The organism is Xanthobacter versatilis (assembly GCF_043193975.1).
In the GTDB taxonomy this organism is placed as follows: Bacteria; Pseudomonadota; Alphaproteobacteria; order Rhizobiales; family Xanthobacteraceae; genus Xanthobacter; species Xanthobacter autotrophicus_E.
In genome coordinates this window covers 33,049-57,410 of sequence record NZ_JBAFVB010000013.1, presented here as the reverse complement: position 1 = coordinate 57,410, position 24,362 = coordinate 33,049, and the positions used below count along the sequence as shown (strand labels likewise).

General features: G+C 68.2%; 19 protein-coding genes. 7 read left to right on the top strand and 12 right to left on the bottom strand.

The features are described from left to right. Positions 1–249: 249 nt before the first annotated feature. The 4 genes from phaC (at position 250) to V5F66_RS20185 (ending at position 5,921) form a co-directional block, all read left to right on the top strand. Complete coding sequence (phaC, locus tag V5F66_RS20200) at positions 250–2,208, top strand: class I poly(R)-hydroxyalkanoic acid synthase (protein WP_394094601.1); 1,959 nt, start codon at positions 250–252, stop codon at positions 2,206–2,208. A gap of 207 nt (positions 2,209–2,415) precedes the next feature. Continuing rightward, complete coding sequence (thrC, locus tag V5F66_RS20195; RefSeq protein ID WP_012115499.1) at positions 2,416–3,828, top strand: threonine synthase; 1,413 nt, start codon at positions 2,416–2,418, stop codon at positions 3,826–3,828. Next, positions 3,825–5,090, top strand: a complete 1,266-nt coding sequence (locus V5F66_RS20190) for a M16 family metallopeptidase (protein ID WP_012115500.1) — start codon at positions 3,825–3,827, stop codon at positions 5,088–5,090. The genes thrC and V5F66_RS20190 overlap by 4 nt, the downstream gene beginning before the upstream one ends. A gap of 192 nt (positions 5,091–5,282) precedes the next feature. Continuing rightward, positions 5,283–5,921 carry a GNAT family N-acetyltransferase gene (locus V5F66_RS20185; protein ID WP_012115501.1) on the top strand — a complete coding sequence of 213 codons (639 nt, stop codon included), beginning with the start codon at positions 5,283–5,285 and terminating at the stop codon, positions 5,919–5,921. A 76-nt stretch (positions 5,922–5,997) separates the two neighbouring features. On the opposite strand, the gene V5F66_RS20180 is transcribed toward V5F66_RS20185, so the two are convergent. The 4 genes from V5F66_RS20180 to V5F66_RS20165 all read right to left on the bottom strand — a co-directional run bounded on the left by V5F66_RS20180 (position 5,998) and on the right by V5F66_RS20165 (position 10,309). Then, on the bottom strand, positions 5,998–7,605 hold the full coding sequence (locus V5F66_RS20180; protein WP_394094600.1) for an AMP-binding protein: 1,608 nt from the start codon (positions 7,603–7,605) through the stop codon (positions 5,998–6,000). Positions 7,606–7,787: 182 nt separating this feature from the next. Beyond that, complete coding sequence (locus V5F66_RS20175) at positions 7,788–8,777, bottom strand: class 1 fructose-bisphosphatase (RefSeq protein ID WP_394094599.1); 990 nt, start codon at positions 8,775–8,777, stop codon at positions 7,788–7,790. Positions 8,778–8,889: 112 nt separating this feature from the next. Then, entirely contained in the window at positions 8,890–9,327 is a 438-nt protein-coding gene (gene folB / locus V5F66_RS20170; RefSeq protein WP_012115504.1) for a dihydroneopterin aldolase, read from the bottom strand. A 70-nt stretch (positions 9,328–9,397) separates the two neighbouring features. Next, the gene (locus V5F66_RS20165; protein ID WP_394006883.1) at positions 9,398–10,309 is read right to left on the bottom strand and encodes an ATP-grasp domain-containing protein; all 912 of its coding nucleotides are present in this window, start codon (positions 10,307–10,309) and stop codon (positions 9,398–9,400) included. Between the two features lie 92 nt (positions 10,310–10,401). On the opposite strand from V5F66_RS20165, the gene V5F66_RS20160 reads away from it, so the two are divergent. Together V5F66_RS20160 and V5F66_RS20155 are read left to right on the top strand one after the other, a co-directional pair. Then, complete coding sequence (locus tag V5F66_RS20160) at positions 10,402–11,109, top strand: HisA/HisF-related TIM barrel protein (protein ID WP_394094598.1); 708 nt, start codon at positions 10,402–10,404, stop codon at positions 11,107–11,109. A 95-nt stretch (positions 11,110–11,204) separates the two neighbouring features. After that, positions 11,205–14,663: an autotransporter domain-containing protein gene (locus V5F66_RS20155; RefSeq protein WP_394094597.1), complete on the top strand. Its 3,459-nt coding sequence runs from the start codon at positions 11,205–11,207 to the stop codon at positions 14,661–14,663. A 76-nt stretch (positions 14,664–14,739) separates the two neighbouring features. On the opposite strand, the gene V5F66_RS20150 is transcribed toward V5F66_RS20155, so the two are convergent. From V5F66_RS20150 to V5F66_RS20115, 8 genes are all read right to left on the bottom strand, one after another. After that, on the bottom strand, positions 14,740–15,570 hold the full coding sequence (locus V5F66_RS20150) for a triphosphoribosyl-dephospho-CoA synthase (protein ID WP_394049841.1): 831 nt from the start codon (positions 15,568–15,570) through the stop codon (positions 14,740–14,742). Positions 15,571–15,616: 46 nt separating this feature from the next. Beyond that, positions 15,617–16,753, bottom strand: coding sequence for an ATP-grasp domain-containing protein (locus tag V5F66_RS20145; RefSeq protein WP_394049839.1), 1,137 nt, complete (start codon positions 16,751–16,753; stop codon positions 15,617–15,619). Between the two features lie 227 nt (positions 16,754–16,980). Further along, positions 16,981–17,994 (bottom strand): beta-ribofuranosylaminobenzene 5'-phosphate synthase family protein, encoded by a 1,014-nt coding sequence (locus tag V5F66_RS20140; RefSeq protein ID WP_394094596.1) that lies wholly within the window; start codon positions 17,992–17,994, stop codon positions 16,981–16,983. 9 nt (positions 17,995–18,003) lie between these two features. Next, the gene (locus V5F66_RS20135; protein WP_012115511.1) at positions 18,004–18,438 is read right to left on the bottom strand and encodes an HIT family protein; all 435 of its coding nucleotides are present in this window, start codon (positions 18,436–18,438) and stop codon (positions 18,004–18,006) included. An 85-nt stretch (positions 18,439–18,523) separates the two neighbouring features. Then, entirely contained in the window at positions 18,524–19,402 is an 879-nt protein-coding gene (gene pstB / locus V5F66_RS20130; protein ID WP_394094595.1) for a phosphate ABC transporter ATP-binding protein PstB, read from the bottom strand. Positions 19,403–19,517: 115 nt separating this feature from the next. Next, the gene (locus V5F66_RS20125; protein ID WP_394006894.1) at positions 19,518–20,381 is read right to left on the bottom strand and encodes a transglutaminase domain-containing protein; all 864 of its coding nucleotides are present in this window, start codon (positions 20,379–20,381) and stop codon (positions 19,518–19,520) included. 173 nt (positions 20,382–20,554) lie between these two features. After that, positions 20,555–21,505 (bottom strand): alpha-E domain-containing protein, encoded by a 951-nt coding sequence (locus tag V5F66_RS20120; RefSeq protein WP_012115514.1) that lies wholly within the window; start codon positions 21,503–21,505, stop codon positions 20,555–20,557. A gap of 96 nt (positions 21,506–21,601) precedes the next feature. After that, positions 21,602–23,017, bottom strand: a complete 1,416-nt coding sequence (locus tag V5F66_RS20115) for a circularly permuted type 2 ATP-grasp protein (protein ID WP_012115515.1) — start codon at positions 23,015–23,017, stop codon at positions 21,602–21,604. A gap of 169 nt (positions 23,018–23,186) precedes the next feature. Here V5F66_RS20115 and V5F66_RS20110 point away from each other — a divergent pair, with 169 nt between their 5' ends. Further along, on the top strand, positions 23,187–23,939 hold the full coding sequence (locus V5F66_RS20110) for a competence/damage-inducible protein A (RefSeq protein ID WP_394002757.1): 753 nt from the start codon (positions 23,187–23,189) through the stop codon (positions 23,937–23,939). Positions 23,940–24,362: the final 423 nt, after the last annotated feature.

The following is a 24,362-nucleotide window of genomic DNA, read 5'->3' as shown; positions in this document are numbered from 1 at the left end:
GCGCTGCAGTGCACACTTGCCACGGGGAGGTTTCGCATTGAAGGACTTTGCATAAACGGGCCCGGCATGATCCTGTGGTTGCGCATCGGCTGCGCTCGCCTGAGGCTCGATCCCGTCATCCGGACGGAGTATGAAGGACAGGCGCGTAGCGATAAAGATGGACCGAGCTTTCCGTAACGGCCCGCTAAAAGGGAATGACCTATGTCCCGTGCAGAGGAAACGTCGAACATGGCAGGGAACGGCAAAGGCATGGCTCCGCCCGTGGAGATGCCTGCTCCGCACCTGACCGTGGTGCCTCCGGCACCGGCCGAGGCGCCCAAGCCGGCTGCCGGCAAGGCGTCGGAGACGAAGGTCGCGTCCGCAGAGGGCGCGTCCGCTGCCACCTCCAGGGCCCGTGCCCCGTCGCCCGCAGCCTCGCCCGCTGGCGGCGACGGCGCGCGCAGCGGCATGGACGTGGAGGTTCTCGCCCGCAACCTCGCCCAGATGATGGAGGAGGGCGGCAAGGCCATGGCGGCCTACCTGGCCCCGCGCCATCCGGGCAAGACCGACGACATGGCCGAGGACATCGCCGACGCGCTCAAGACCGTGGGCCATGTGGCCGAATACTGGATGGCCGATCCCCAGCGTACGGTGGAGGCGCAGTCGCGCCTGATGGCCGGCTATCTCTCGGTCTGGGCCAACACCATGAAGCGCCTTGCGGGAGAGGAGGTGGCGCCGGTCACCAAGCCCGACGCCAAGGACGCCCGCTTCAAGGACCAGGGCTGGAGCGACAGCCCCATCTTCGACGCTCTCAAGCAGGCCTATCTCGTCACCGCCAAATGGGCTGAGGACATGGTGGAGGAGGCCGAGGGCCTCGACCCGCACCTCAAGCACAAGGCCGAGTTCCTGGTACGCCAGGTGTCCAACGCCATCTCGCCTTCTAACTTCGTGATGACCAATCCCGAGCTGATCCGCGAGACCATGAGCTCGTCGGGCGAGAACCTCGTCAAGGGCATGCGGAACCTGACCGCCGACCTGATCGAGGGCAAGGGCACGCTCAAGATCCGCCAGACGGACATGAGCGCCTTCGAGGTGGGCCGCAACCTCGCCACCACCCCGGGCAAGGTGATCTATGAGAATGAGCTGATGCAGCTCATCCAGTATGAGGCCACGACAGCGAGCGTGAAGAAGACGCCGCTGTTGATCGTGCCGCCGTGGATCAACAAGTTTTATATTCTCGACCTGACGGCCGAGAAGTCTTTCATCAAGTGGCTGGTGGACCAGGGCGTCAGCGTCTTCGTCATTTCCTGGGTCAATCCGGATGCCCGGCTGGCCACCAAGGGCTTTGACGATTACATGCGCGAGGGCATCATGACCGCCCTCGACCAGGTGGCCATCGCCACCGGCGAGCGGCAGGCCCACGCCATGGGCTATTGCGTGGGGGGCACCCTGCTCGCCACCACGCTCGCCTACATGGCCGCCACCGGGGACGATCGCATCGCCTCCGCCACCTTCCTCACCACCCAGATCGACTTCACCCATGCGGGCGATCTCAAGGTCTTCGTGGACGAGGACCAGCTGGCCTCCATCGAGCGCAAGATGAAGGACATGGGGTATCTGGAGGGCAGCAAGATGGCCTCCGCCTTCAACCTGCTGCGCTCCAACGACCTGATCTGGCCCTATGTGGTGAACAACTACATGAAGGGCAAGGCGCCATTCCCGTTCGACCTGTTGTTCTGGAACGCGGATTCCACCCGCATGCCGGCGGCGAACCACTCCTTCTACCTGCGCAACTGCTACCTCACCAACAACATCGCCCGCGGCCTTGCCGAACTCGGCGGCGTGCGCATCGACGTGCACAAGATCTCGGTGCCGGTCTATTCGCTCGCCACCAAGGAAGACCATATCGCGCCGCCCAACTCGGTCTATATCGGCGCCAATCTCCTGTCCGGCCCGGTGCGCTACGTGCTCGCCGGCTCCGGCCACATCGCTGGCGTGGTCAATCCGCCGTCCAAGGGCAAGTACCAGTACTGGGCGGACGGCCCGACTGGGCCGAGCTTCGACCTGTGGCTGGAGGGCGCTCGGGAGAGTGCCGGCTCCTGGTGGCCGGACTGGATCTCCTGGTTCAGCGCCCAGCATCCCGACGAGGTCCCCGCCCGGACCATCGGCGGCGACCGCCTCACCCCCATCGAGGACGCGCCCGGCCGCTACGTGCGGGCGCGCAGCTGAGGCAGCGTTTCGCGCGGACGGTGCGGGCAGGCCCGTGCCATCCGCGCGGACGCTTTTTCCAGTGAAGGTCAGGCTCGATCCACACCTCGTGCGGCTCCGGCTGGCCAACGAACGCCGCAGTCCGCACCAACCGCCTTTCGCCCAAGGCCGCTTGCGGGTAGTTTAGCCGGTGGCCCGATATGCGGCCGAAGATCAGGTCGAGGCCCCGTGCGTTACGTTTCCACCCGTGGTGAAGCTCCCGTTCTCTCCTTTTCCGACGCGCTGCTCGCGGGGCTTGCGCGCGACGGCGGCCTCTATCTGCCCGAGGCCTGGCCGACCCTCTCCAGGGATGAGATCGCCGCGCTGGCGGGAAAACCCTACGCTGCCGTCGCCAAGGCCGTGATCGGCCCGTTCGTGGGCGACGCGCTGCCGCCGCGCGCCCTCGACCTGATGATCGACGACGCCTATGCGGGCTTCCGTCATCCGGCCGTGGCCCCGCTGACCCAGATCGGCGCCAACCGCTTCCTCCTTGAGCTATTCCACGGCCCGACCCTCGCCTTCAAGGACGTGGCGATGCAGCTGCTCGCCCGGCTGATGGACCATGTGCTGGCCTCGCGCGGCAGCCGGGCCACCATCGTCGGCGCCACCTCCGGCGACACCGGCAGCGCGGCCATCGAGGCGTTCCGGCGCTCGGACGCGGTGGATGTCTTCATCCTCTATCCGCACGGCCGGGTGTCCGAGGTGCAGCGCCGGCAGATGACCACGGTGAATTCGCCGAGCGTCCATGCCATTGCCGTGGAAGGCACGTTCGACGACTGCCAGAACCTGGTCAAGGCCATGTTCAACCACCACGCCTTCCGCGACTCCCTGGCGCTGGCAGGGGTGAATTCCATCAACTGGGCGCGGATCGTGGCCCAGGTCGTCTATTATTTCTATGCCGCCACCGCCCTGGGCGCGCCCCATCGGGACGTCTCCTTCGTGGTGCCCACCGGCAATTTCGGCGATATCCTTGCCGGCTGGGTGGCGAAGAAGATGGGCCTGCCGATCCGCGACCTCACCATCGCCACCAACGTCAACGACATCCTGGTGCGCACCCTGGACACCGGCCGCTATGAGGTGAAGGGGGTGCTGCCCTCCTCCTCGCCGTCCATGGATATCCAGATCTCGTCCAATTTCGAGCGCCTGCTGTTCGAGGCCCTGGACCGCGACAGCGCGGTGCTGCGCCAACTGATGGATCAGCTCGCCCAGTCGGGCTCCTTCAGCGTGCCGCGCGCTGCGCTCGCCGCCATCTGCGCCGACTTCTCCGCCGGCCGAGCCGACGAGCCGGAGACCGCTGCCACCATCGCCAGGCTCTACCAGTCCGCTGGCTATCTCTGCGATCCGCACACGGCGGTGGGCCTTGCGGTGGCGGACAAGGTGGAGCACGCGGCCAGGGTGCCGCAGGTGGTGCTCTCCACCGCCCACCCCGCCAAGTTCCCCGACGCGGTGGAAGCCGCCACCGGCCATCGTCCGGCCCTGCCGCCGCACATGGCGGACCTCATGACCCGCCGGGAGAGCGTCAGCGTGCTGCCCAACGACCTTGCCGCCATCGAGACCTTCATCCGCGCCCATGCGCGCATCGCCCGGGGCGCGGCGGCATGAGCGTGAAGATTTCGGTCCTCGACAACGGCGTCACCGTCATCACCGACGAGATGAGCCATCTCGGCACCGCCTCCCTCGGCATCTGGGTGGGCGCGGGGGCGCGGGACGAGCAGGAGGACGAGCACGGCATCTCCCACCTGCTGGAGCACATGGCCTTCAAGGGCACGCGCCGGCGCTCCGCCCGCCGCATCGCCGAGGAGATCGAGCAGGTGGGCGGCGACATCAATGCCGCCACCTCGGTGGAGCAGACCACCTACAATGTCCGCGTGCTGGGGGAGGATGTGGGCCTCGGCATCGACATCCTCGCCGACATCCTCACCGAGCCGGCCTTCGCCCCCGACGAGCTGGAGCGGGAGAAGAACGTGATTGTGCAGGAGATCGGCGCGGTCATGGACACGCCCGACGACCTGGTGTTCGACCTGTTCCAGGAGCAGGCCTTCCCCGGCCAGAGCGTGGGCCGCTCTATCCTCGGCACGCCGGACACGGTGCGCGCCTTCAGCCGGGACCAACTCGGCGCCTATCTCGGGCGCACCTATCGCGGCCCCCGCATGGTGGTGGCCGCCGCCGGCGCGGTGGAGCACGACCGGCTGGTGGAAGAGGCCGGCCAGCGGCTGAAGATCATCGCCCCCGCCACCAAGCCGGAGCTGCCCCAGGCCACCTATGGCGGCGGCACCCGACTGCTCGCCCGTGACCTGGAACAGGTGCATGTGTTGCTGGGGCTGGAGGGCTGCTCCTTCAAGGACCCCGAATATCACGCCGTGCAGGTGCTCGCGAACGTGCTGGGCGGCGGCATGTCCTCGCGCCTGTTCCAGGACGTGCGCGAGGATCGCGGCCTCTGCTATTCGATCTATGCTTTTCACTGGAGCTATCAGGATACCGGCCTGTTCGGCGTCTATGCCGGCACCGACACCGGCGACGTGGAGGAACTGTCCAACGCGGTCATCGACCAGATTCTCGACACGGCGGAAACCGTGACCGAGCTGGAGGTGGCCCGCGCCAAGGCGCAGATGAAGGTGGGGCTGCTCGCCGCGCTGGAAAGCTCCGGCGCGCGAGCGGACCAGCTCGCCCGGCAGATCCTCGGCTTCGGCCGGGTGATCCCGGTGGAGGAGATCGTGGCGCGGGTGGATGCGGTGGATGTGGCAGGGGTGCGCCGGGCGGCGCAGGGCCTCATCGGCCGTGGCCGGCCCACATTGACCGCCATCGGTCCGGGGGGCGGCCTTGAGCCTGCCGCACGGGCCGTGGAGCGTTTGAAGGTTCACTAGAGTCCGCGCCGGTCAGCCTGCGCTGCAGGCCGATCGGACACCGCGTTCTCTTTGTCGAGTTGAAGCGATCACCTGTTGGATCGCATCGCGTGCCAGCCGGCACGTGTTCATGTCCTGGGAGTGCCCGCCTGACCCGCCCCGGCCCGGGTGGACCACTCCCCGGGTCGATACGGATTTCGTTCGGGGCGTACCATGTGGCCGCTGAGTTCCGTCCTAATGATCGAGCCGCTTCCCGTCATCGAGGGAAAGGGCATCTATCTGCGCCTGCCCCAGATGAAGGATTTCGGACCGTGGCGGGATCTGCGGGAGGAAAGCCGGTCTTTCCTCACCCCGTGGGAGCCGCTGTGGCCGGCGGATGACCTGACCCGCGGCGCCTTCCGCCGCCGGCTGCGGCGCTACACCCGGGACATGGTCGCCGACGAGGCCTATCCGCTCTTCATCTTCCGCCAGTCCGACCACGCGCTGCTCGGCGGCCTGACCCTGTCCAACGTGCGCCGGGGCGTCTGCCAGGCGGCGAGCCTCGGCTACTGGATGGGCGCGCCTTTTGCCGGTCAGGGCTACATGAAGGCGGCGGTGACCGCGCTTCTGCCCGTGGCCTACGACATGCTGCACCTGCGCCGCATCGAGGCGGCCTGCATGCCCTCCAACCAGCCGTCCATCGGCCTTTTGGAAAGCTGTGGCTTCGTGCGGGAGGGCTACTCGCGGGAATATCTGTGCATCAACGGCACGTGGGAGGACCACATCCTGTTCGGCCGCCTGCGCCACGACATGCCGGCGCGCCAGAGCACGCGCAACGAGGCGCTGGAGCAGGTGCCGCCTGCGGCGCAGTAATACCATCAGCCTCGGTCTTTGACCGATGCCAGGTAGGTTACCCTCAAACGCCGCGCGCTTGACCAATCTGGTCCAGCTACCCCCGCGCCCGCAGCTCGCGCCGCAGGATCTTGCCGGTGGCGGTCATGGGCAGAGTGTCGGCGAAGGCCACGTGGCGCGGATATTCATGGGCGGAGAGGCGGGTCTTCACGAAGTCCTGGATCTCCTTCGCCAGAGCGTCTGAAGGGGTGGTGCCGGCTTTGAGCACCACCCAGGCCTTCACCGCCTCGGTGCGTAGCGGGTCGGGCACGCCCACCACCGCCACCAGCGCCACCGCCGGATGCTTGAGAATGCAGTCCTCGATCTCCCCCGGCCCGATCCGGTAGCCGGCCGAGGTGATGACATCGTCGCTGCGGCCCACGTACCAGAGATAGCCGTCTTCGTCCTGCCGTCCCATGTCGCCGGTGAGGAGGAAGTCGCCGGCATATTTCTGCGCCGTTGCCTGCGGGTTCTTCCAGTATTCCAGCATCATCACCGGATCGCCCCGGCGGATGCCGATATGGCCTTCTTCGCCCGTGGGCAGTTCGTGGCCTTCATCGTCCACAATGCGCACATCGTGGCCCGGAATGGCCTTGCCCATGGCACCGGGGCGGATGGGGAAGAAGCTGGAATTGGAGCCAACCACCAGGTTGCACTCGGTCTGGCCGTAGATCTCCCGCGCCTCCACTCCAAGCCGCTCTTGGACGAAGGCGCCCAGCTCCGCCCCCAGTGTCTCGCCGCCGGTGAGGAGCGAGCGCAGCTTCAGGCCGTCGTGCCGCACGTCCGCCTGTCGCAGCAGCTTGAGGGCGGTGGGCGGCAGGAAGACGTTACGGACCTGATGCCGTGCCATGAGGTCCATGGCGGCGTCCGGATCGAACTTCTTCGCCCGGTGGGCGAGCACGGGCACGCCCAGGTAGAGCGAGGGGAACAGCACGTCGAACAGCCCGCCGATCCAGGCCCAGTCCGCCGGAGTCCAGTGCAGGTCGCCGGGCTGCGGCATGTATTGATGGACGAACTGGATGCAGGGCAGGTGCCCGAGCAGCACCCGGTGCCCATGCAGCGCACCCTTCGGGTTCCCGGTGGTGCCCGAGGTGAAGATGATGATGCCGGGATCGTCCGGCCCCGTATCCACCGGGATGAAGCGGTCGGAGGCCGCTTCCAGCGCGGCGTCGAATGAGGATGCGCCGCCCGTGTCGGGCCCGATAACGAAGACATGCTCCAGCTCCGGCAGGTGGCCGCGCACCCGCTCAAGCTTGGCGAGGCCGGTAAGGTCCGTCACCAGCACCCGGGCGCCCGAGGCGGCGAGGCGGAATTCCAGCGCCTCGTCGCCGAACAGGGTGAAAAGCGGCACCGAGATCAGTCCCGCCTTGAAGGCGGCGATGTGAGCGATGGCGGTTTCCGGCGCCTGCGGCAGGAACACCGCCACCCGGTCGCCGCGCTTGAGGCCCCGCGCCACCAGGGCATTGGCGAAGCGGTTGGTGAGGGCTTTGAGTTCGTCGAAGCTGTAGGTGCGGACGGGGCCGCTCTCCTCGACGAAGATGAGGGCGGGCTTGCCGGTGCCGTCCGCATGGGCATCGGCGCAGGCGACGCCCATGTTGAAACGCCCGGGGATCTCCCAGGAAAAGGCGCGGATGAGGCCCTGATAATCGGCCGCCGGCACCAGCATTCTCGTCTCCCTCGTCGCCGCTCTCTGAAGGGGCGGCTTCATGCGCCGCGCGGGGGCGGTCGTTAGGAAACGATCGAACGTTTTTTTCTGGGTCAGGTCAAGGGGTGCCCTGAAGGGCCAAGGGTCACCTCATGCCCCGGCTTGTCCGGGGCATGAGGGATGAAAGCAACGGTCTACGCCGCTCAGTAATACGACGCGATCTTCTCCACCTCGGCCTTGGAGCCGAACACCAGCGGGATGCGCTGGTGGATGTGGTGGGGCTGGATGTCGAGGATGCGGGTCTTGCCGTCGGTGGCGGCGCCCTTGGCCTGCTCGGTGAGGAAGGCCACCGGGTTGGCCTCGTAGATCAGCCGCAGGCGGCCGTTCTCGTAGCCCTTGCGCTTGTCGCCGGGATACACGTAGACGCCGCCGCGGGTGAAAATGCGAAAGGCGTCGGCCACCATGGAGCCCACCCAGCGCATGTTGAAATCCTTGCCGCGGGGCCCGTCCTTGCCGGCGAGGCAGTGGGCGATATAGGCGCTCATGGGCTCCGCCCAGTGGCGCACGTTGGACTGGTTGACGCCGTATTCCTTGGTCTCGGCCGGGATCTCCACATTGGTGCGGGCCAGCACGAACTCGCCGGTCTGCCGGTCGTGGACGAACACCTGCGTGCCTTCCCCGAAGGTGGCGACGAGGATGGTGGCAGGGCCATAGGCCAGGAAGCCCGAGGCCACCTGGTTCACGCCCGGCCGCATCACCGCCGATACCGGATTGGTGTGCACGGCCGCGTCATAGGGCAGGATGGAATAGATGGTGCCCACCGACACGTTGGTGTCGATGTTGGAGGAGCCGTCCAGCGGGTCCACCGCGATCACGAGGCGGCCGTCCGGGTTCAGCGGGATCAGCTCCTCGCTCTCTTCGGAGGCGAGGAAGGCGGTGGGGGTGGGCAGGAGGGCGGCCTTGATGCGCTCCTCGGCCACCACGTCCAGTTCCTTCTGGGCGTCTCCGCCGGCGTTGGGATCGACGCCGCGAATGGAAGCGAGGCCCTCTTCGAGCGGCCCGCGGGCAACGAGATCGGCGATGCCGACGCCGGCCTCGGCGATGGCGGTCACGGCCTGCGCGACCGCCGTGCGGCCCGCGTCAGCGCCGGCCCAGGTCCCGAGGTAGGTCTTCAAGGTCACCAACTCGCTCACCGCGCACTCCCATGCTGGTCCGGCGGATGCCCCCGCCGGCTGCTTTATGACGCAATGCAGCGGAGCGCGAAAGCGGGGCGCGTCGTTCCGCCCCTTGCGCGGGAGCCGAAATCTAGCGGGAGCGGATGATCTCGATGCCCACGTCGCCGAACACGCCGGTGATCGGCGCGCCGGGCTTGTGCACCACCACCCGCACCTGCTCCACGGTCTCGAAATGGTCGAGGATGCGCGTGGCGATGCGTTCGGCCAGGGTCTCGATGAGGCGGACCGGATCGTCGGTCACCACCGCCGACACATGCTCGTAGACCTGCTGGTAGGAGACGGTGAGGGCGGCATCGTCGGCCCAGGCGGCGGGGCGGGTGTCGAGCCAGCAGTCCACGTCCACCACGAAGCGCTGGCCCAGTTCGCGCTCGGCCTCGAACAGGCCGTGCCGGGCATAGAAGGGCAGGGCACGCAGGAACAGCCGGTCCGTGTTGTGCGGGCGGGTGCGCGTCCCGGCTTCGGTTTCAGCCAGCGCTTCGGCGAGGGAAGGGGTGTCGTCGGACGTCATATGGGTCTCACGCGCCGGCGAGCCGCCAGCCTTGAACGATGTGCCTTCCTATTGGTTTCGGCCCCGCCTTTCAACGGAGCTTCACCTCCACCGGGATGGTTCGCGGCAGATGGGGCACCGCCGGAGGCTTGCCCTCGCGGATCAGCTCCGGCACAAACGCCAGCGGATTGACGCCGAGCGAGGCATGCAGGCCCGCATAGGCCGGAGTGACGCGCGGGTGGACCTCGGTGACCACCGCGCCCTGCGGCGTCAGGATCACATCGATGCCCAAAAGCCCGGACAGGCCGGGAAATGCCGCCACCACGTCGCGCGCCAGGGCGGCCAGGCTGCCGTCCTCATCGATGATGGCGCCCACCGTCACCCCCTCGAAGCCGAACACGCCCACGAGGTGGGAAATGTTGAGCCGGTGGACGGCGAGCAGGGTCACACCATCCTCGCGGGCCAGCACGCCGAGGCTGGCGAACGTGCCGTGCACATAGGGCTGCACCACCAGGCCGGCGCCGCGCGGCAGGGCGGCGCGGTTGGGCCAGGCGCGGGCGCTCGCCCAGCCCGATCCATCGTCGGGCCGGGTGACCAGATCGCCGTCGAGGCCGCGCGGCAGGGCATCGATGGGATAGGTCGGCACATGGGGAATGCCGAACTCGGCGAGGCGCTTGGCCGTCTTCAGCCGGCTGTTCAGTAGCGTGACCGTGTCGGAGGCGGAGGCGATGATTCGGGCGTTTGCCTCCCGCATCAGGCGCACCATGCGGCTGTGCTGGCCGCCGGCCTCGGGGGCGATGGGCCACACCACGTCGCATTCCTGCGCAAGGCCGGACCAGGTGATCCAGGGGTCCTCGCCCTTGCGCACCGGCACGGCGTCATGCTTCGGCCGGGGCAGGCGGTCGTCGTAGGCGAGGACCGCGCTGATTCCCGGCAGTTCCTCGAGATCCATGACCAGAGCGTCGCGAACCAGGCGTGCTTCCGCGAGGGTCGCTTCGGGCAAGGGCTTGTCGCGCAATCCTCCGGATGTCACGTACTCGCAGATGAAAACGCGCATAGGGCACCTTTCGGGGGGCAGACAGGTTCATTCTCAAGATGCAGCTTATCCCTGTCGTTGACCTGAAGGGAGGGTACGTCGTTCACGCCCGGCGTGGCGAACGCGATTCATATCGTCCCATCCACACCCCGCTGGCCGCCACCAGCGCCCCGCTCGACGTGGTGGCCGGCCTCCTAGCCTTGGCCCCGTTCCGCACGCTCTATGTGGCGGACCTCGACGCCATCGCAGGTAAAGGCAGCCATGGCGCAGTCATTGATGGGCTGAGAGCTGCATTTCCCCGGCTCGACCTGTGGGTCGATGCCGGCGAGGCGCGTGCGGACCAGGTGCATGCACGCGCGGCGCAGGGGCGCGGATGCAGCGTCATCGGCACCGAAACGCTTCCAGATGTCGCAGCGGCAAAAGATGTGCTGGCCGCCGGGAACGTCATTCTTTCCCTCGACCACGATGCGGCAGGTCCGCGTGGACCTGTCTCGGTGCACGAGGATCCGGCCTTGTGGCCCGAGCGGGTGATCGTGATGACGCTGGCGCGCGTGGGCAGTGGGGAGGGGCCGGACCTCGCAGCCCTGGAGCGGACCGCGGCTCGCGCCGCCAGCATCGGCCGGCACCCGTCCCTCTATGCCGCCGGGGGCGTCAGGGGGCCTGAGGACCTCGATCGGCTGGCGGCCATGGGCACCGCCGGCGTGCTGGTGGCGAGCGCCCTGCACGACGGCCGAATCGGGCCGGACACTGCTCGCCGGTGGGCCTGAAACCCGGCTCCGGCTGAACGCGGGTAGCACCTGCGCATGTCATCCAACTGTAACGGAAGGCCCCTAGGAGCCTCACGATACCTTTGGGGAACATCATGCCCGCGCTGTACGCCTCGTCGAGCCGCCTCGTCCTCTCCCTGTTCCTGGTCGGCATGGCGGCGCCCGCGCTCGCGGCCTCCTTCACCGTGCCGCCCGCCGCTGGGCAGCAGAGCGTGTCCGGCAGCGACACCGGCACCATCGACGAGGGCGCGACGCTCGCGGGCGGAGGCTCCTCGGCCATTCAGTGGAGCGCGGCGGCCACCGCCAACCCCGGTGTTGTCATCACCAACAACGGCACCGTCACTTCGAACACCCGTACCATCGATACGGCGAGCAACGTCACCGGCGCCTTCACGCTGACGAACAACGGCAGCATAACCTCGAAGGACGATGCCTTCCGCATCAACGGCGCGCTGGCGAACGGCACGGTGACCATCACCAATTCCGGCACCATCAGCTCCCAGACCGGGCAGGGGTTCGATTTCGACAAGGCGACGGCGACCACCGCCAAGGTGTCGGTGGACAATTCCGGCACCATCTCCTCTGCCGGCTCCGATGCGATCCGGCTCGGCGGCGGCACCATCGACATCACCAATTCCGGCACCATCGAGACCACGTCGAGCGGCAAGCGCGCCATCAAGTTCGACACCGCGGCCAATTTCGACACGCTCCAGTCGTTCACCCTGACCAACAAACTGGGTGGCGTGGTTGCGGGCACGGACGACGGCATCAAGATAAGCTCGACGGTCGGCAGCACCGCCGCGCCGGTCATCAAGATCGACAATGCCGGCACCATCAAGTCGACCATCGATGGCCAGGGCATCGACCTGGGCGGCATCTATTCCACCGCCGCCACCATCACCATCACCAACCGGTCCACCGGCCTGATCACCGCCGCCGACAATGACGGCATCCAGGGCACGAACGGCCTCACCATCGACAATTACGGGACCATCTCGTCCTATTACGCGGCCGGGACGGCGGACACCCAGAACAACTCGGCCATCAAGGTCGATGGCGACGACATCGCCAAGGCGATTACCATCACGGTGAACAATTACGAGGGCGGCCTGATCTCCGGCGCCTATCACGGCATCAAGGGGTCGGGCGCCAGCGACACGCTCATCGTCACCAATTCGGGGACCATCGAGGGCCGCAACGGCTCGGGCGTGAATTCCAACGGCACCGGCACCCTCACCAATTATGGCACCATCACCGGGACCTATGATCCCGCCGCGAGCTTCGGCGACGGCGACGGCGTGGATTTCGACCATGCCGGGACGGTCTACAACTACGGCACCATCAAGGGCCTCGGCTCCAAGGGCACCAAGCCGGGCGAGGAGAAGCCCAGCACCAGCGAAGGCATCGCCATCGGCGGCGGCACCATCGTCAACGGCGATGCGACCCACACCTCGGCGCTGATCTCCGGCGCCAACAACGGCATCCTCGCCGACGACAGCAACAGCGGCGACGCCTATGCCGCCATGAGCGTCACCAATTACGGCACCATCCAGGGCCTCGACGGCTACGGCATCCGCTATGTGAATTCCGGCCTCGACAGCTCGAAAAACCTCACCATCGTCAATTACGGCACCATCTCCGGCACCACCTATGCGGTTGAGATGGGCGGCGGCAACGACCTGTTCGTCTACCATACCGGCAGCAAGGTGACCGGCATCGTGGACGCGGAGGGCGGGACGGATACCCTCCAGCTCGGCGCGCTCGGCGACAACGTCACCTTCGACGCCAGCCTCATCGGCGATGCCGCCACCTATCGCAATTTCGAGCGTGTCACCGCCGAGGCGCAGACCCGGACCACCCTCACCGGTACCTCGACTTTCGCCGGGGACCTGGTGTTCGACCAGTCGGCGCTCGCCCTCGACAACGCGTCGCTTGCCAAGGCGAGCCTGATCCTGTCGGGCAATGAGACCAACGCCGGCGTGCTCACCGGTAACGGCACCCTCGGCAGCCTTGCGGCCTCAGGCACGGTCTTCCTCTCCCCCGGCACCAGCGCCGCGCCCTACGGCACCCTCGCGGTGACCGGCAATGCGACGCTGGCCGGCACCTACCTGGTGGACGTGGCGCAGACCGGCAAGACCGACCTCATCACCGTGGGCGGCACTGCCACCATCGCCGAAGGCGCACAGGTGGAGATGTATGGCGCCCTCGCCTGGAGCCGCATCTACACCATCGTCTCGTCCGACACCGCCGTCTCCGGCACCTTCGCCGGGCTGACCGTGGCGAACCCCATCAACTATCTCTTCGTCACCCCGGAGCTGAGCTACGACGATACCCGCGTCACCCTGGCGCTGGAGCGCACCGGCGTGGCCTTCGCCAGCTACGCTTTGACCCGCAACCAGCTCTCGGTAGCCGGCGCGCTGGAGCGCATCGGCGGCAGCGACAAGGCGCGCTCCTCCACCCTCTACGGCGACTTCGCCACCCAGGTCGCGGGTGACAACCCGACCCTCGCTCTGGCCCAGCTCTCCGGCGACATCCACGCCACCCTGCCGGGACAGATCGCCACCGAGAACATGCTGGTCAACGACCTCATCCTTGGCCGGCTGCGGCAGGCGGATTATGCGGGCGCCAAGGGCAGCGCCGCGGCGCTCGGGGCCGGCGGGCCGGCGCGGGCCTATGCCGAGCCGTCGTCTCCCGGGGCCAACGCCTTCAAGGCCATCAAGGCGCCGGCCGACGCGCCGGTATGGACCGGCTGGGCTCAGGGCTACGGCCAGTGGCTCTCCACCGATTCCAACGGCAATGCCGCTGCCGCCGACACCAATCTGGGCGGCGTGCTGCTCGGCGGCGACGTGAGCCTTGCCAACACCGTGTTCGGCCTCGCGGCAGGCTATTCCTCTGCCTCTACCAGCACCGACTTCGCCTCGGCGGACACCGAGACCTGGCGCATCGCCGCCTATGGCGGAGCGCGCTTCGACGCCATCAAGCTGCGGGCCGGGGCGTCCTATGGCTGGAGCAGCATCGACACCAGCCGCTTCGTCGCCCTCACCGGCGAGGCGCCCAGGGCGAGCTATGACGGCACCGCTGGCAACCTGTTCGCGGAAGCGGGCTATACGGTCGCGCTGGGCGGGGTGGCGTTCGAGCCCTTCGCCGGGATCGGCTGGACCAGCGTGAACCTCGGCAGCTTCGCCGAGACCAACGCCCCCGTGGCGGGCCTTGCCTCCCAGGGCACGTCGTTCGACACCGCCTACACCACGCTGGGCCTGCGCCTCGCCACCACCTTCGCGGCGGGCAGCGGCATCGCCGTGACCCCTCACGCCTCGGCCGGCTGGCGCCATGCGTTCGGCGACGTGGTGCCCGAGGCGGCTGTGGCCTTCGTGAACACCGGCACTGTGTTCGGCGTCGAGGGCCTGCCCATCGCGCAGGACAGCCTGGTGGGGAGCCTCGGCATCGACCTCTCCTTCGCCACCGGCGTCACGCTGACCCTCGCCTATGACGGCATGGCCGGCGACGGCGCCAGCTACAACGCCGGCAAGGCCGCGCTGGCGGTGAAGTTCTGAGCCGAGGCCACGGCGCGCTCATCCTGAGGCGCCGTGGTTCGCGTTCGTTTAGGTTGCCCGCAGGGGGCGGAGCCGTTCAGTCCGCGTCCTGCGGCCGGGCCAGCAAAGCCGCGAAGATGCTCGCTACCGTCAGGTCGGCGGTGGTGCCGGGATTGAGGCCGCGCGCCTTCAGCCGGCTGTCGAAGGCCAGAAGCAGGTCGTGCCGCCTCCCGCCGTCGAGCCCCTCCACCTGCGCCCGCACCGCCTGCGCTTCCGCCTGCACGGTCTCGGCCGTGGCGATGCCGAACTTGCGGGCGAGGTGGCTGTCGGGAAAGGTGGCGAGGAAGGCGAGATAGGCTGCCTCCACGCGCTCGCGTGCCAGCGGGCTGTCCCCGAGCGCCGGCACGCCGAGGCTGAAGATGTCCTCGAATGCCGTCACATATTGCCGGGAAATGCTGTCACGCCCTGCCGCCATCGCCATGGCCGACTTGAGCGTGATGGTTGCGGACACCCGCACATCCGCATCCGGCACGGCGCCCAGTCCGCCCGGATTGGCGGCGACGATAGCCCGGAACGCCGCCTGCGCATCCGCCACGTCGAGGGTGTCCAGCACCGCACCCAGCGCGGCTCGGAGATCGCCCTGACCCTGCTCTGCCGCGGCGGCCAGCGGCACGCAGAGCAGGATGATGCCGAGATTGGTGTTGCAGCCCGCCACCGCGAGCGAAGCTGCAACCGCCGCCTCGATGCGTGCGCCCACCGTGAGGTCGGCACGGGCGACGGCCGGTGCGGCGGCAGCGGCGGCGTGCTCGAACTGGGCCACCTCCATGCCATGGCCGGCGGCGAAGATGTGCACATTGCCCGGCTTCAGGGCCGAAAGCTCGGCACGGCAGGCGGTCTCGAAGGCGCGGGCGATTCCGGTCGGCGACATGGGGAGCACCATGGCGGTCAAGCCGTCTTGGGCGCGCGCCGAACCTTCACGGCACCACGCTGGGTTCGGGCTCGAGCCCGAGTTCGCGCTTGAGGGCGCGGATCAGTTCCATAAGGCGCGCCTCGGCGATTTCCACAGAAGGGCCGGTGGCGCGCACCGTGCACAGGGGCGAGCCCTTGGCCACGGCAGCGCCGGCGGGCGGGCGGTCCGCCACATGCGCCGGCCAGGCCTCCTGCGGCACCACCATGTCGCGGTCGGCATAGATGACGCCGGCGGCATGGGCTTCCGACGGCAGGGGCAGGACATCGGGGAGCCGGCCGCCGCATGCCGCCAGATGCAGACCCATCAGCGGGGGCAGCGGGTCCACGTCGAAAATGTCGAGGGTGGCGCCGAGCCGCGGGTTCACCTCCACCAGGAACCAGCCCTCGTCGGACACCATGAAGTCCACCGAGACGAGGCCCACCAGCCCGCAGGCCAGGGCCACGTTGAGCGCGCCCTGCTGCATCTGGGCGGCGAACGCCTCCGGCAGCACGATGGGGCCGGCAGCGCCGCCATAGCGGAAGGGATGCTCGGGATCCTCCGCCCGCCACTGGCGGGAGGCGCCGACGAGGCGGGCCGAACTGCCGTTGGCCAGCAGCAGCACTGAGAGGGACTGGCCCTCCACCTCCCGCTGGAGAAAATAGCCGGGTGCGGGCGGCGACAGGTCGCCGGCCGCGCGTCGGCGGATATGGGCGCCGCCCGCACCGCCGATCTTCTTTTCCAGCACGCTCGCGCCGGCGAAGGCCTCGGCGGTGGGGGATTCCAGCGTGATCGGCGGATGGGGGATGCCCAGATGCGCGCACAGCGCCGCGAGGGCGATGGGATCCTTCAGCACCCGCACCGTCTGCGGGGCGTTGCCGAGGATGGGGTTGCGCTCGGCGATGCGCGCCATGAGGGCGGGGTCATGCTCCAGACCGCCGCCGAGCACGACGGGCAGGCCGGCCGGCGCCAGCGAATGCAGCGCCTGGACCAGGTCGTCGCCGTCGAAGGCGCAGCCGTTCTTCTTGTGCACGCGCACGCAGCGCGCCGAATGGGCGCAGGTGTCGAGGTCGGCGAACAGGTCGAATGAAAGCGCGGCAAAGCCCGCCCGGGCTGCACTGGCGGCCAGCGGCCGGGCGGAAAGGGCGATGAGGGCAAGATCCATGTTTCCCAGCCTGTTCTCCCGCGACGCAGCCGGGCGCAAAGCGTCCGTTTTACCCTCTTGAACCGGAGCCGATCAGGCTGACCCGAGCCGACCGGCCGGTCCGTCCCTGCCGCTTGGGCAGAGCATGCACCATCCGATGCGCTTGCGGGGCAAGCCAATCGGCGGGTGCTCCAGGGCGCCGCGCCGTCCTCCTTGTGTTTTTCGTTTTTGGCCCGCAGCAGAGAACCCTACAGGGCGACGAGACCGGCGCCCTGATTGTTACCGCGCACGCAATCAAAGAAGAGGTTTGTGGACGATGCGAAGCGCCGGCGCAAGGTGTCGAGCCGAACCTCGGCCTCGGCCGGGTCGCCCACGATGGCGAAACCCGTGGGTCCCCAAGAGCTTTGGCCGACGCCCGGAACGCCTTCCTCCTCCAATAGCGTGATGGCGGCGGCCACGTCGGCGCTGAGGAATCGGGCACCGCCCTGCGCTGCGGCATAATGGTCGCCCAGCGCCCGCTGCCATTCGCCGATCACCGTGCCGAACGAAGTTGCATCACCCTCCGCGAGGGCGGGCAGGGCCTTCAGCAGCATCAAGTGGCAGAAATGGGCGGCGCGCTCCGGTGGAAACGGCGGCAGCGTCGCCATGGCCTTCATTTCGGCCTCGCCCGAGAGGCCCTCCCGCGCCCGGTCGTAGACGAGGATGATGCGCCAGCTGTCCGGCACGGGCAGGCGGGCGAGGAGGGGCGGGGGCGCGCCCGGCCCGGTGGGTGCCGGACCGGCTCCATTGGCCATGGCCTTGCCGCCGTCGAGGATGACCCCGCCGGCCTCGAACGCTTCCATGCCGATGGCCGAGCGCCGGCCGCGCCCGAGCAGGGTCGCGACTTCGCGGGCGGACAGATCACGGCCGGAGAGGCGCGCCACCGCCACGCCCACGGCCAGCGCCAGCTGGGTGCCGGAACCGAGCCCGTTATGGGCGGGCAGGGCGGAATCCACCGCCACGCCGAAGGCCTGGCTGATGCCGAGGGCGGCGCGCGCCGCGTCACGGGCGCGGGCGGCGCGAGCCGCATCCGGGCCGCTTTCGGCATCCGAGGCTGCGCGAGTGACCGTGACTTCCGTCACCGGCCGCTCGATGGCCATGCCGAGGCTGCCGAAGCGCCGCCCCACGGCGCCGCCCAGATCGAGAAAGCCAAGATGAAGCCGCGCGGGGGCACGCACCGTGACCCCCGCCGCGTGTGTCAGGTCCAAGGGGGAAAGCGTCACGCGCCGCGCTCAGCCGGCCAGGGCGGCTTTCAGCCGCGCTGCATGCTCGGCCAGCACCTCGGGCTTCTCCATGACGCTCGCGGCCGGCTTCATGGCTTGCCCAGCGTGGCGCGGGATGACGTGGACATGGAGGTGGAACACCACCTGGCCGCCAGCTTCCTCGTTGAATTGCTGCACGGTGACGCCATCGGCCGCAAACACCGCCTTGGCGGCGATGGCCACCTTCTTGGCGATCTTCGCCACATAGGCGAGGTCCTCGGGGTCGATATCGAGGATGTTGCGGGCAGGATTCTTGGGAATGACGAGGGTATGGCCCGGCGCGCGGGGCATGATGTCGAGGAAGGCGACGGCCTTGTCGTCCTCATAGACCTTGTGCGCCGGCAACTCGCCCCGCAGGATTTTGGCGAAGATGTTGCTAGGGTCGTAAGCCGGCGTTGCGGTCATGGGTTTCCTCCGTATCCGGGGGAGGAGATTGCAGGGCGAGGGCAGGGGGTCAAGGGGGCGTGGTGCCGCCGGGCGGACCGTCCCCTTACCCGAAGCGGCCGGTGACGTAGTCCTGGGTGCGTCTGTCGCGCGGGCGGGTGAACAGGTCGCCGGTGGGGCCAAATTCCACCAGCTCGCCCAGATACATGAAGCCGGTGACATCGGACACGCGGGCCGCCTGCTGCAGATTGTGGGTGACGATGGCGATGGTGTAGCGCGCCTTCAGCTCTTCCATCGTCTCCTCGATCTTCGCCGTGGTGATGGGGTCGAGCGCCGAGCACGGCTCGTCGAACAGGATCACCTCCGGATGCGGCGCGATGGTGCGGGCAATGCACAGGCGCTGCTGCTGGCCGCCGGAAAGGCGCAGCCCGCTTTGGGGAAGAATGTCCTTCACCTCGTCCCACAAGGCGGCCTGGCGCAGGGCGTCCTCCACCCGTGCCTCGCAGTCCGCGGGGGTCAGTTCCTCGTTCAGCCGCAGGCCGATGGCCACATTGTCGTAGATCGACATGGGGAAGGGCGTGGGTTTCTGGAACACCATGCCGATGCGCGCCCTGAGCGGCACCGGATCCACCGACGGGTCGAGGATGTTCACCCCGTCGAGCAGCACTTCGCCTTCCACATGCTGGTCCGGATAGAGATCGTACATCCGGTTGAACACGCGCAGCAGCGTGGACTTGCCGCAGCCGGAGGGGCCGATGAGGGCGGTCACCCGGTGCTCTGGAAGGCCGAGGCTGACATCCTTCAGCGCAACGGTTTCGCCATAGCGGAACGTGACGTACCGGGCCTCAAGCTTGACCGGAAGCGAAGCCGCCGGATCGCGCGCAATCAGGGAGCGGGGCGCCGGCAAGGCCGCCTCCGCCGTGGCGTGCTCCGAAGCCCGCGGCGACAGGTCGGGCGGCTGATCGGTCGGCGTGTGGATCGACATGGCGATGCATCCCCTCAGGATCCGTCCATGTCGCACGTTATGCGCGCGTACCGATGACGTCGTTGAGCCAAGTCACGCGAGACGCCGGTTCCGGCCTCGCGTGCTTCTGGTCCGGCTAGCTCTGAACCTGGCTCTGGGCCTGCGCCAGCTTCTGGGGAGCCCGGCTGTCGAGGGCGCTCACCTCTTCCTCGACCTCGAGGCCCGTGCTGCGCAGCGGCGCGACGCCCATGGCATCGAGCGCCACGGCAAGGCGCACATAATGCTCCGTGCCGCACAGGTTCCGCCCGGCGTCGAAGGAGATCCAGCCGATCTTGGGCGTATAGGCCTCCGCCCAGTGCCGCGCGGCGCCCACACCCACACCCGCGCTCTCGCTTTCGCCCTCTTCCGGGTCTTCCGGAGCGAGATAGCCGGAGATGTGCCGCGCCGGCAGCCCCAGATGCCGCGCCGCGGCTGTAAACAGGTGGGCGATGCCACCGGAGCAGGCCTTGCCGGCCTCCAGGGCCGCAGCAGCGCTCAGGGGGCCGCTCAATGCCGGTCCGTCCTGCTCTTCCACTTTTTCGTGCAGGGCCACCATGAGGGCGTGGAGCTGGCCCAGGGGATCATCCTCGGTCAGCCGCACGCTCTCGGCGAAGGCGACCACCTCAGGCGTCGCCTCGGTGAGATCGGTCTGGCGCAGGAACAGGGACGGGGGGAAGCGCTCCACCGTGCCGTGCATGACGCCGGTGGTGTCCTGGGTCTCCACCTCGCCTTCCGCGACGACGCTCAGGTGGTCGGTCGGCCCGTCCACCGAGAAAGTGTGGCAGAGGTTGCCGAAAGCGTCCTCCTGCGCGGCGAGCCGACAGTCGGAATTGAGGTCCAGCGTCCAGCGCAGGATGAACTGGCCCTCGTGGGAGCGGGGCGTCAGGCGCACCGTCACCGCCATGTTGCGGCTGCCGGGCTCGAAACGCTGGGTGATCTCGTGGCGGATGCGGATGCGCATTGGCGGTCCTTGGGGGCGTTTCTCGGGGGCGTTTCCCGGGGGCTTGCCTCGGCGCAGGCGGGCCTGCGCGTGACGCTGTCCTGGAGACGGATCGACCGATCGGGCGGCGCAGCCCCATCGGCACCCTGGTCAGGGGCCGCGCCTGGCGGCCCCTGTTTCACTCGGATGGGGCCTCAGGTCAGATATTGCTCGGTGATCTCGGCGCCGAGCTTGTTGTTGTCCGAGATGAACCCGGAAATGAACTCGTGCAGGCCATGCTGGAAGATGTCGTCGATGGTGCGGTTGGTGAGCCGCGCCTGCATGGAGCGGGCGAGGCGCTGGGAGGGACCCTGCCTTCCATAGGCGCTGGCGATGTCGTCCAGATTGCGCGCCAGCTGCTCGTAGCAGGCCGCCAGCGAGCGCGGCATCTGCCGGTTCAGGATCAGAAGGTCCGCTACCAGCCACGGCTTCACGCTGTCGCGATAGACCCAGTGGAAGGCGGTGAGCGCGGACACCGAGCGCAGGATGGAGGCCCACTGGAAATAGTCCAGCGGCCCGCCCACGTGCTCCTTCTCCGGCAGCAGCACATGATATTTCACGTCGAGGATGCGCGCGGTGTTGTCGGCGCGCTCCAGCTGGGCGCCGGACCTTGCAAACCAGTAGGCGTCGTTGCGCAGCATGGTTCGGAAGGTGGCGCCGTCGAAGCGCAGCGAGGTCTCCTTCACGAAGGCCAGGAAGCGCGAAAGCTCGTCGCGGGTGAGCGCCCGGTTGGGGAAGCTCTGCAGCTCGATCCAGGCCGAGTTGATCACGTCCCACATTTCCGAGGTGAGCGCTGTGCGCACCGAGCGCGCATTGGTGCGCGCCACCTCGAAGCAGTTGCGGATGGAGGAGGAATTCTCCGGCGAGAAGGCGAGGAAGGACACCACGTCCTCCTCCTTGGCGTCCTCCAGCGGGCCGTAGCGGGCGACGAAATCATCCTCGCAGCCGGCGGTTAGCACCGCCGAGGCCCATTCGTTGGTGGAGCCGCCGTAGGTGACGGGGGTGTAGGAGAGGCGCTGGGAGACATCGAGGATGCGCGCGAGGCAATCGGCGCGTTCCACGTAGCGGGTCAGCCAGTAGAGGTTGTCGGCGGTGCGCGAAAGCATGGGGAGCCCGTTGGGAAGGAGGCAAATCGAGGCGCGGGAACCCGCGCTCAGGCGTCCGAAAGGTGAAGGCCGCGGTGGGCCGCGGCCTAGAAGTGCTCAGGCGTCGAGAACCCAGGTGTCCTTGGTGCCGCCGCCCTGGCTGGAGTTCACCACCAGCGAACCCTCCTTCATGGCGACGCGGGTGAGGCCGCCGGGCACGATGCGCACCTTGTCCGAGCCGGAGAGGATGAAGGGCCGCAGGTCCACGTGGCGGGGGGCGACGCCCTTTTCCACCATGGTGGGGCAGGTGGACAAAGCCAGCGTCGGCTGGGCGATGAAGTTGGCCGGGTCCGCCACCAGCTTGGCGCGGAACTTCTCGATCTGCGCCTTGTCCGAGGCCGGGCCCACCAGCATGCCGTAGCCGCCGGAGCCGTGCACTTCCTTCACCACCAGCTCGGGCAGGTGCTCCAGCACATACTTGAGGTGGTCGGGCTCGCGGCAGCGCCAGGTGGGGACGTTCGGCAGCAGGGGTTCCTCGCCGAGATAAAAGCGGATGATGTCCGGCATGTAGGAATAGACCGCCTTGTCGTCGGCGACGCCGGTTCCCACCGCATTGGTGAGGGTGACGTTGCCGGCGTGGTAGGCGCTCATGAGGCCGGGCACGCCGAGCTGGCTGTCGCGCCGGAACATCAGGGGGTCGAGGAAATCGTCGTCGAGGCGGCGGTAGATCACGTCCACGCGCTTGGGCCCCTCGGTGGTGCGCATGTAGACCACCGCGTCCTTCACGAACAGGTCGCGGCCCTCTACGAGGTCCACGCCCAGCTTGTCGGCCAGGAACGAGTGCTCGTAATAGGCCGAGTTGTAGATGCCGGGGGTGAGGATGGCCACGTTCGGCTCGTGCCCGCCATGGGGCGCCAGCGAGCGGAGCGTGGCGAGCAGGTCGTCGCCGTATTTGTCGACCGGCGCCACCTTGTGCAGGGAGAACAGTTCCGGGAACAGGCGGAGCATGATCTCCCGGTTCTCCAGCATGTAGGAGACGCCGGAGGGGGTGCGGGCGTTGTCCTCGAGCACGTAGAAGGTGTCGGGGTCGGTGCGCACGATGTCGATGCCGGCGATGTGCACGTAGAGATCGTGCGGCACGCGCTGGCCGTTCATCTCCGGGCGAAACGCCGGGTTCTGGTAGACGAGGTTTTCCGGCACCACCCCGGCCTTGAGCACCTCCCGCTTGGTGTACACGTCGCGGATGTACATGTTCAGCGCCTTGACGCGCTGTTCCAGGCCCTTGGACAGGGTGGCCCATTCATCCTTGGTGATGATGCGCGGGACCATGTCGAACGGGATCAGGCGCTCCTGGGAATTCTGCTCGCCGTAGACGGCGAAGGTGATGCCGATTCGGCGGAAAATGAACTCCGCCTCCTTGCGACGGTGGTCCAGAACCTCCTGGGGAACGCTGGCGAGCCAGCGCTGCAGGGTCTCGTAGGCCGGCCTGACCGAGCCGTCGGCACTGGACATTTCATCAAACGCATGCGGCATTGGAACCGTCACTCCGCGCCCCTGGAAGCTGACTTCGAGCGTACAAACATCGTGCCAAAGAAGTGCTAAAGGGGGAAGGCTCGCGAAGAGCGACGCTTACGCTTTTTAGTTGGTCATTATTTGGGCAAATGCGCCGGCACTGCTGTCGGCAGCGGCAGGGGTTTTCCACATGGGCGAGGCAGACGGCGCGCAATCGGTCACGGCGGCTCTGGTGGTCATTGGCGACGAGGTCCTCTCGGGACGGACCAAGGACAAGAACATCGGCCACATCGCCGAACGATTGACCGACGTGGGCATCGACCTGCGCGAGGTGCGCATCGTGGCCGATGTGGAGGACGACATCGTCGCGGCCATTAACGTCCTGCGGCAGCGCTTTACCTACGTCTTCACCACCGGCGGCATCGGCCCGACCCACGACGACATCACCGCCGATTCGGTGGCCAAGGCGTTCGGCGTCGGTATCGACGTGGACCCCCGCGCCCGCGCCATGCTGCTGGAATACATCGCCGAGAAGGATCTCAACGAGGCGCGCCTGCGCATGGCGCGCATCCCCGATGGCGCCAGCCTGGTGGTGAACGAGGTGTCCAAGGCGCCGGGATTCCGCATCGGCAATGTCATCGTCATGGCCGGCGTGCCGCGCATCATGCAGGCCATGCTCGAGGCGGTGCTGCCGGAACTGGAGAAGGGGCGGCCCATGCTGTCCCGCACCATCCTGGCCGAGGCCAAGGAAGGCGACATCGCCGCGCCCCTGCGCGCCATCGCCGAGCGGTTTCCGGCGGCGGTCATCGGTTCCTATCCCTTCCGCGACGAGGCGGACGGGCGCTTCAAGACCAATCTGGTGGTCCGCGCCCGCGATGTCGATCTGCTCGAGGCGGCGGGGGATGCGGTGGCGCAGATGGTGGACGAGGCGGCGCGGGGCTGACCGGGCGGCGCCGGACCGGACGCGGCGCCAAGGCTGCGGTGTCAGTCGTGGCCGGCCGTGATCACCTCGCCCACCCGCCGCGGGCCGGCGAGCGATCTGCCGGGCTCGCGGCTGAGGCAATCCCGAGCCGCAGCGCCGGGCACTTTAAGGCCGACCGCCCGGATGATGCCGCCTTGAGCGGCGTCGCGCGCAACAAGATGGGTTGTGATCGGTGATCGACTGCCGGCGCGCTTTGGACAGTGCGGGGTCGGCATGCGGCGGCGCCGCGCGCGGCCGGATGCAGGTCGCCCCGGGAGCTCCGGCAATGCCATGCGGCGCTCGCATGGGAGGGGCTCACGGTCGCGGCTATCCGCCGGTTTGATGCCGCCCGCAGGGCTGGGCGGACGCATCAGGATGCCGAGGCCAGAATCAGAAGAGCCGGGG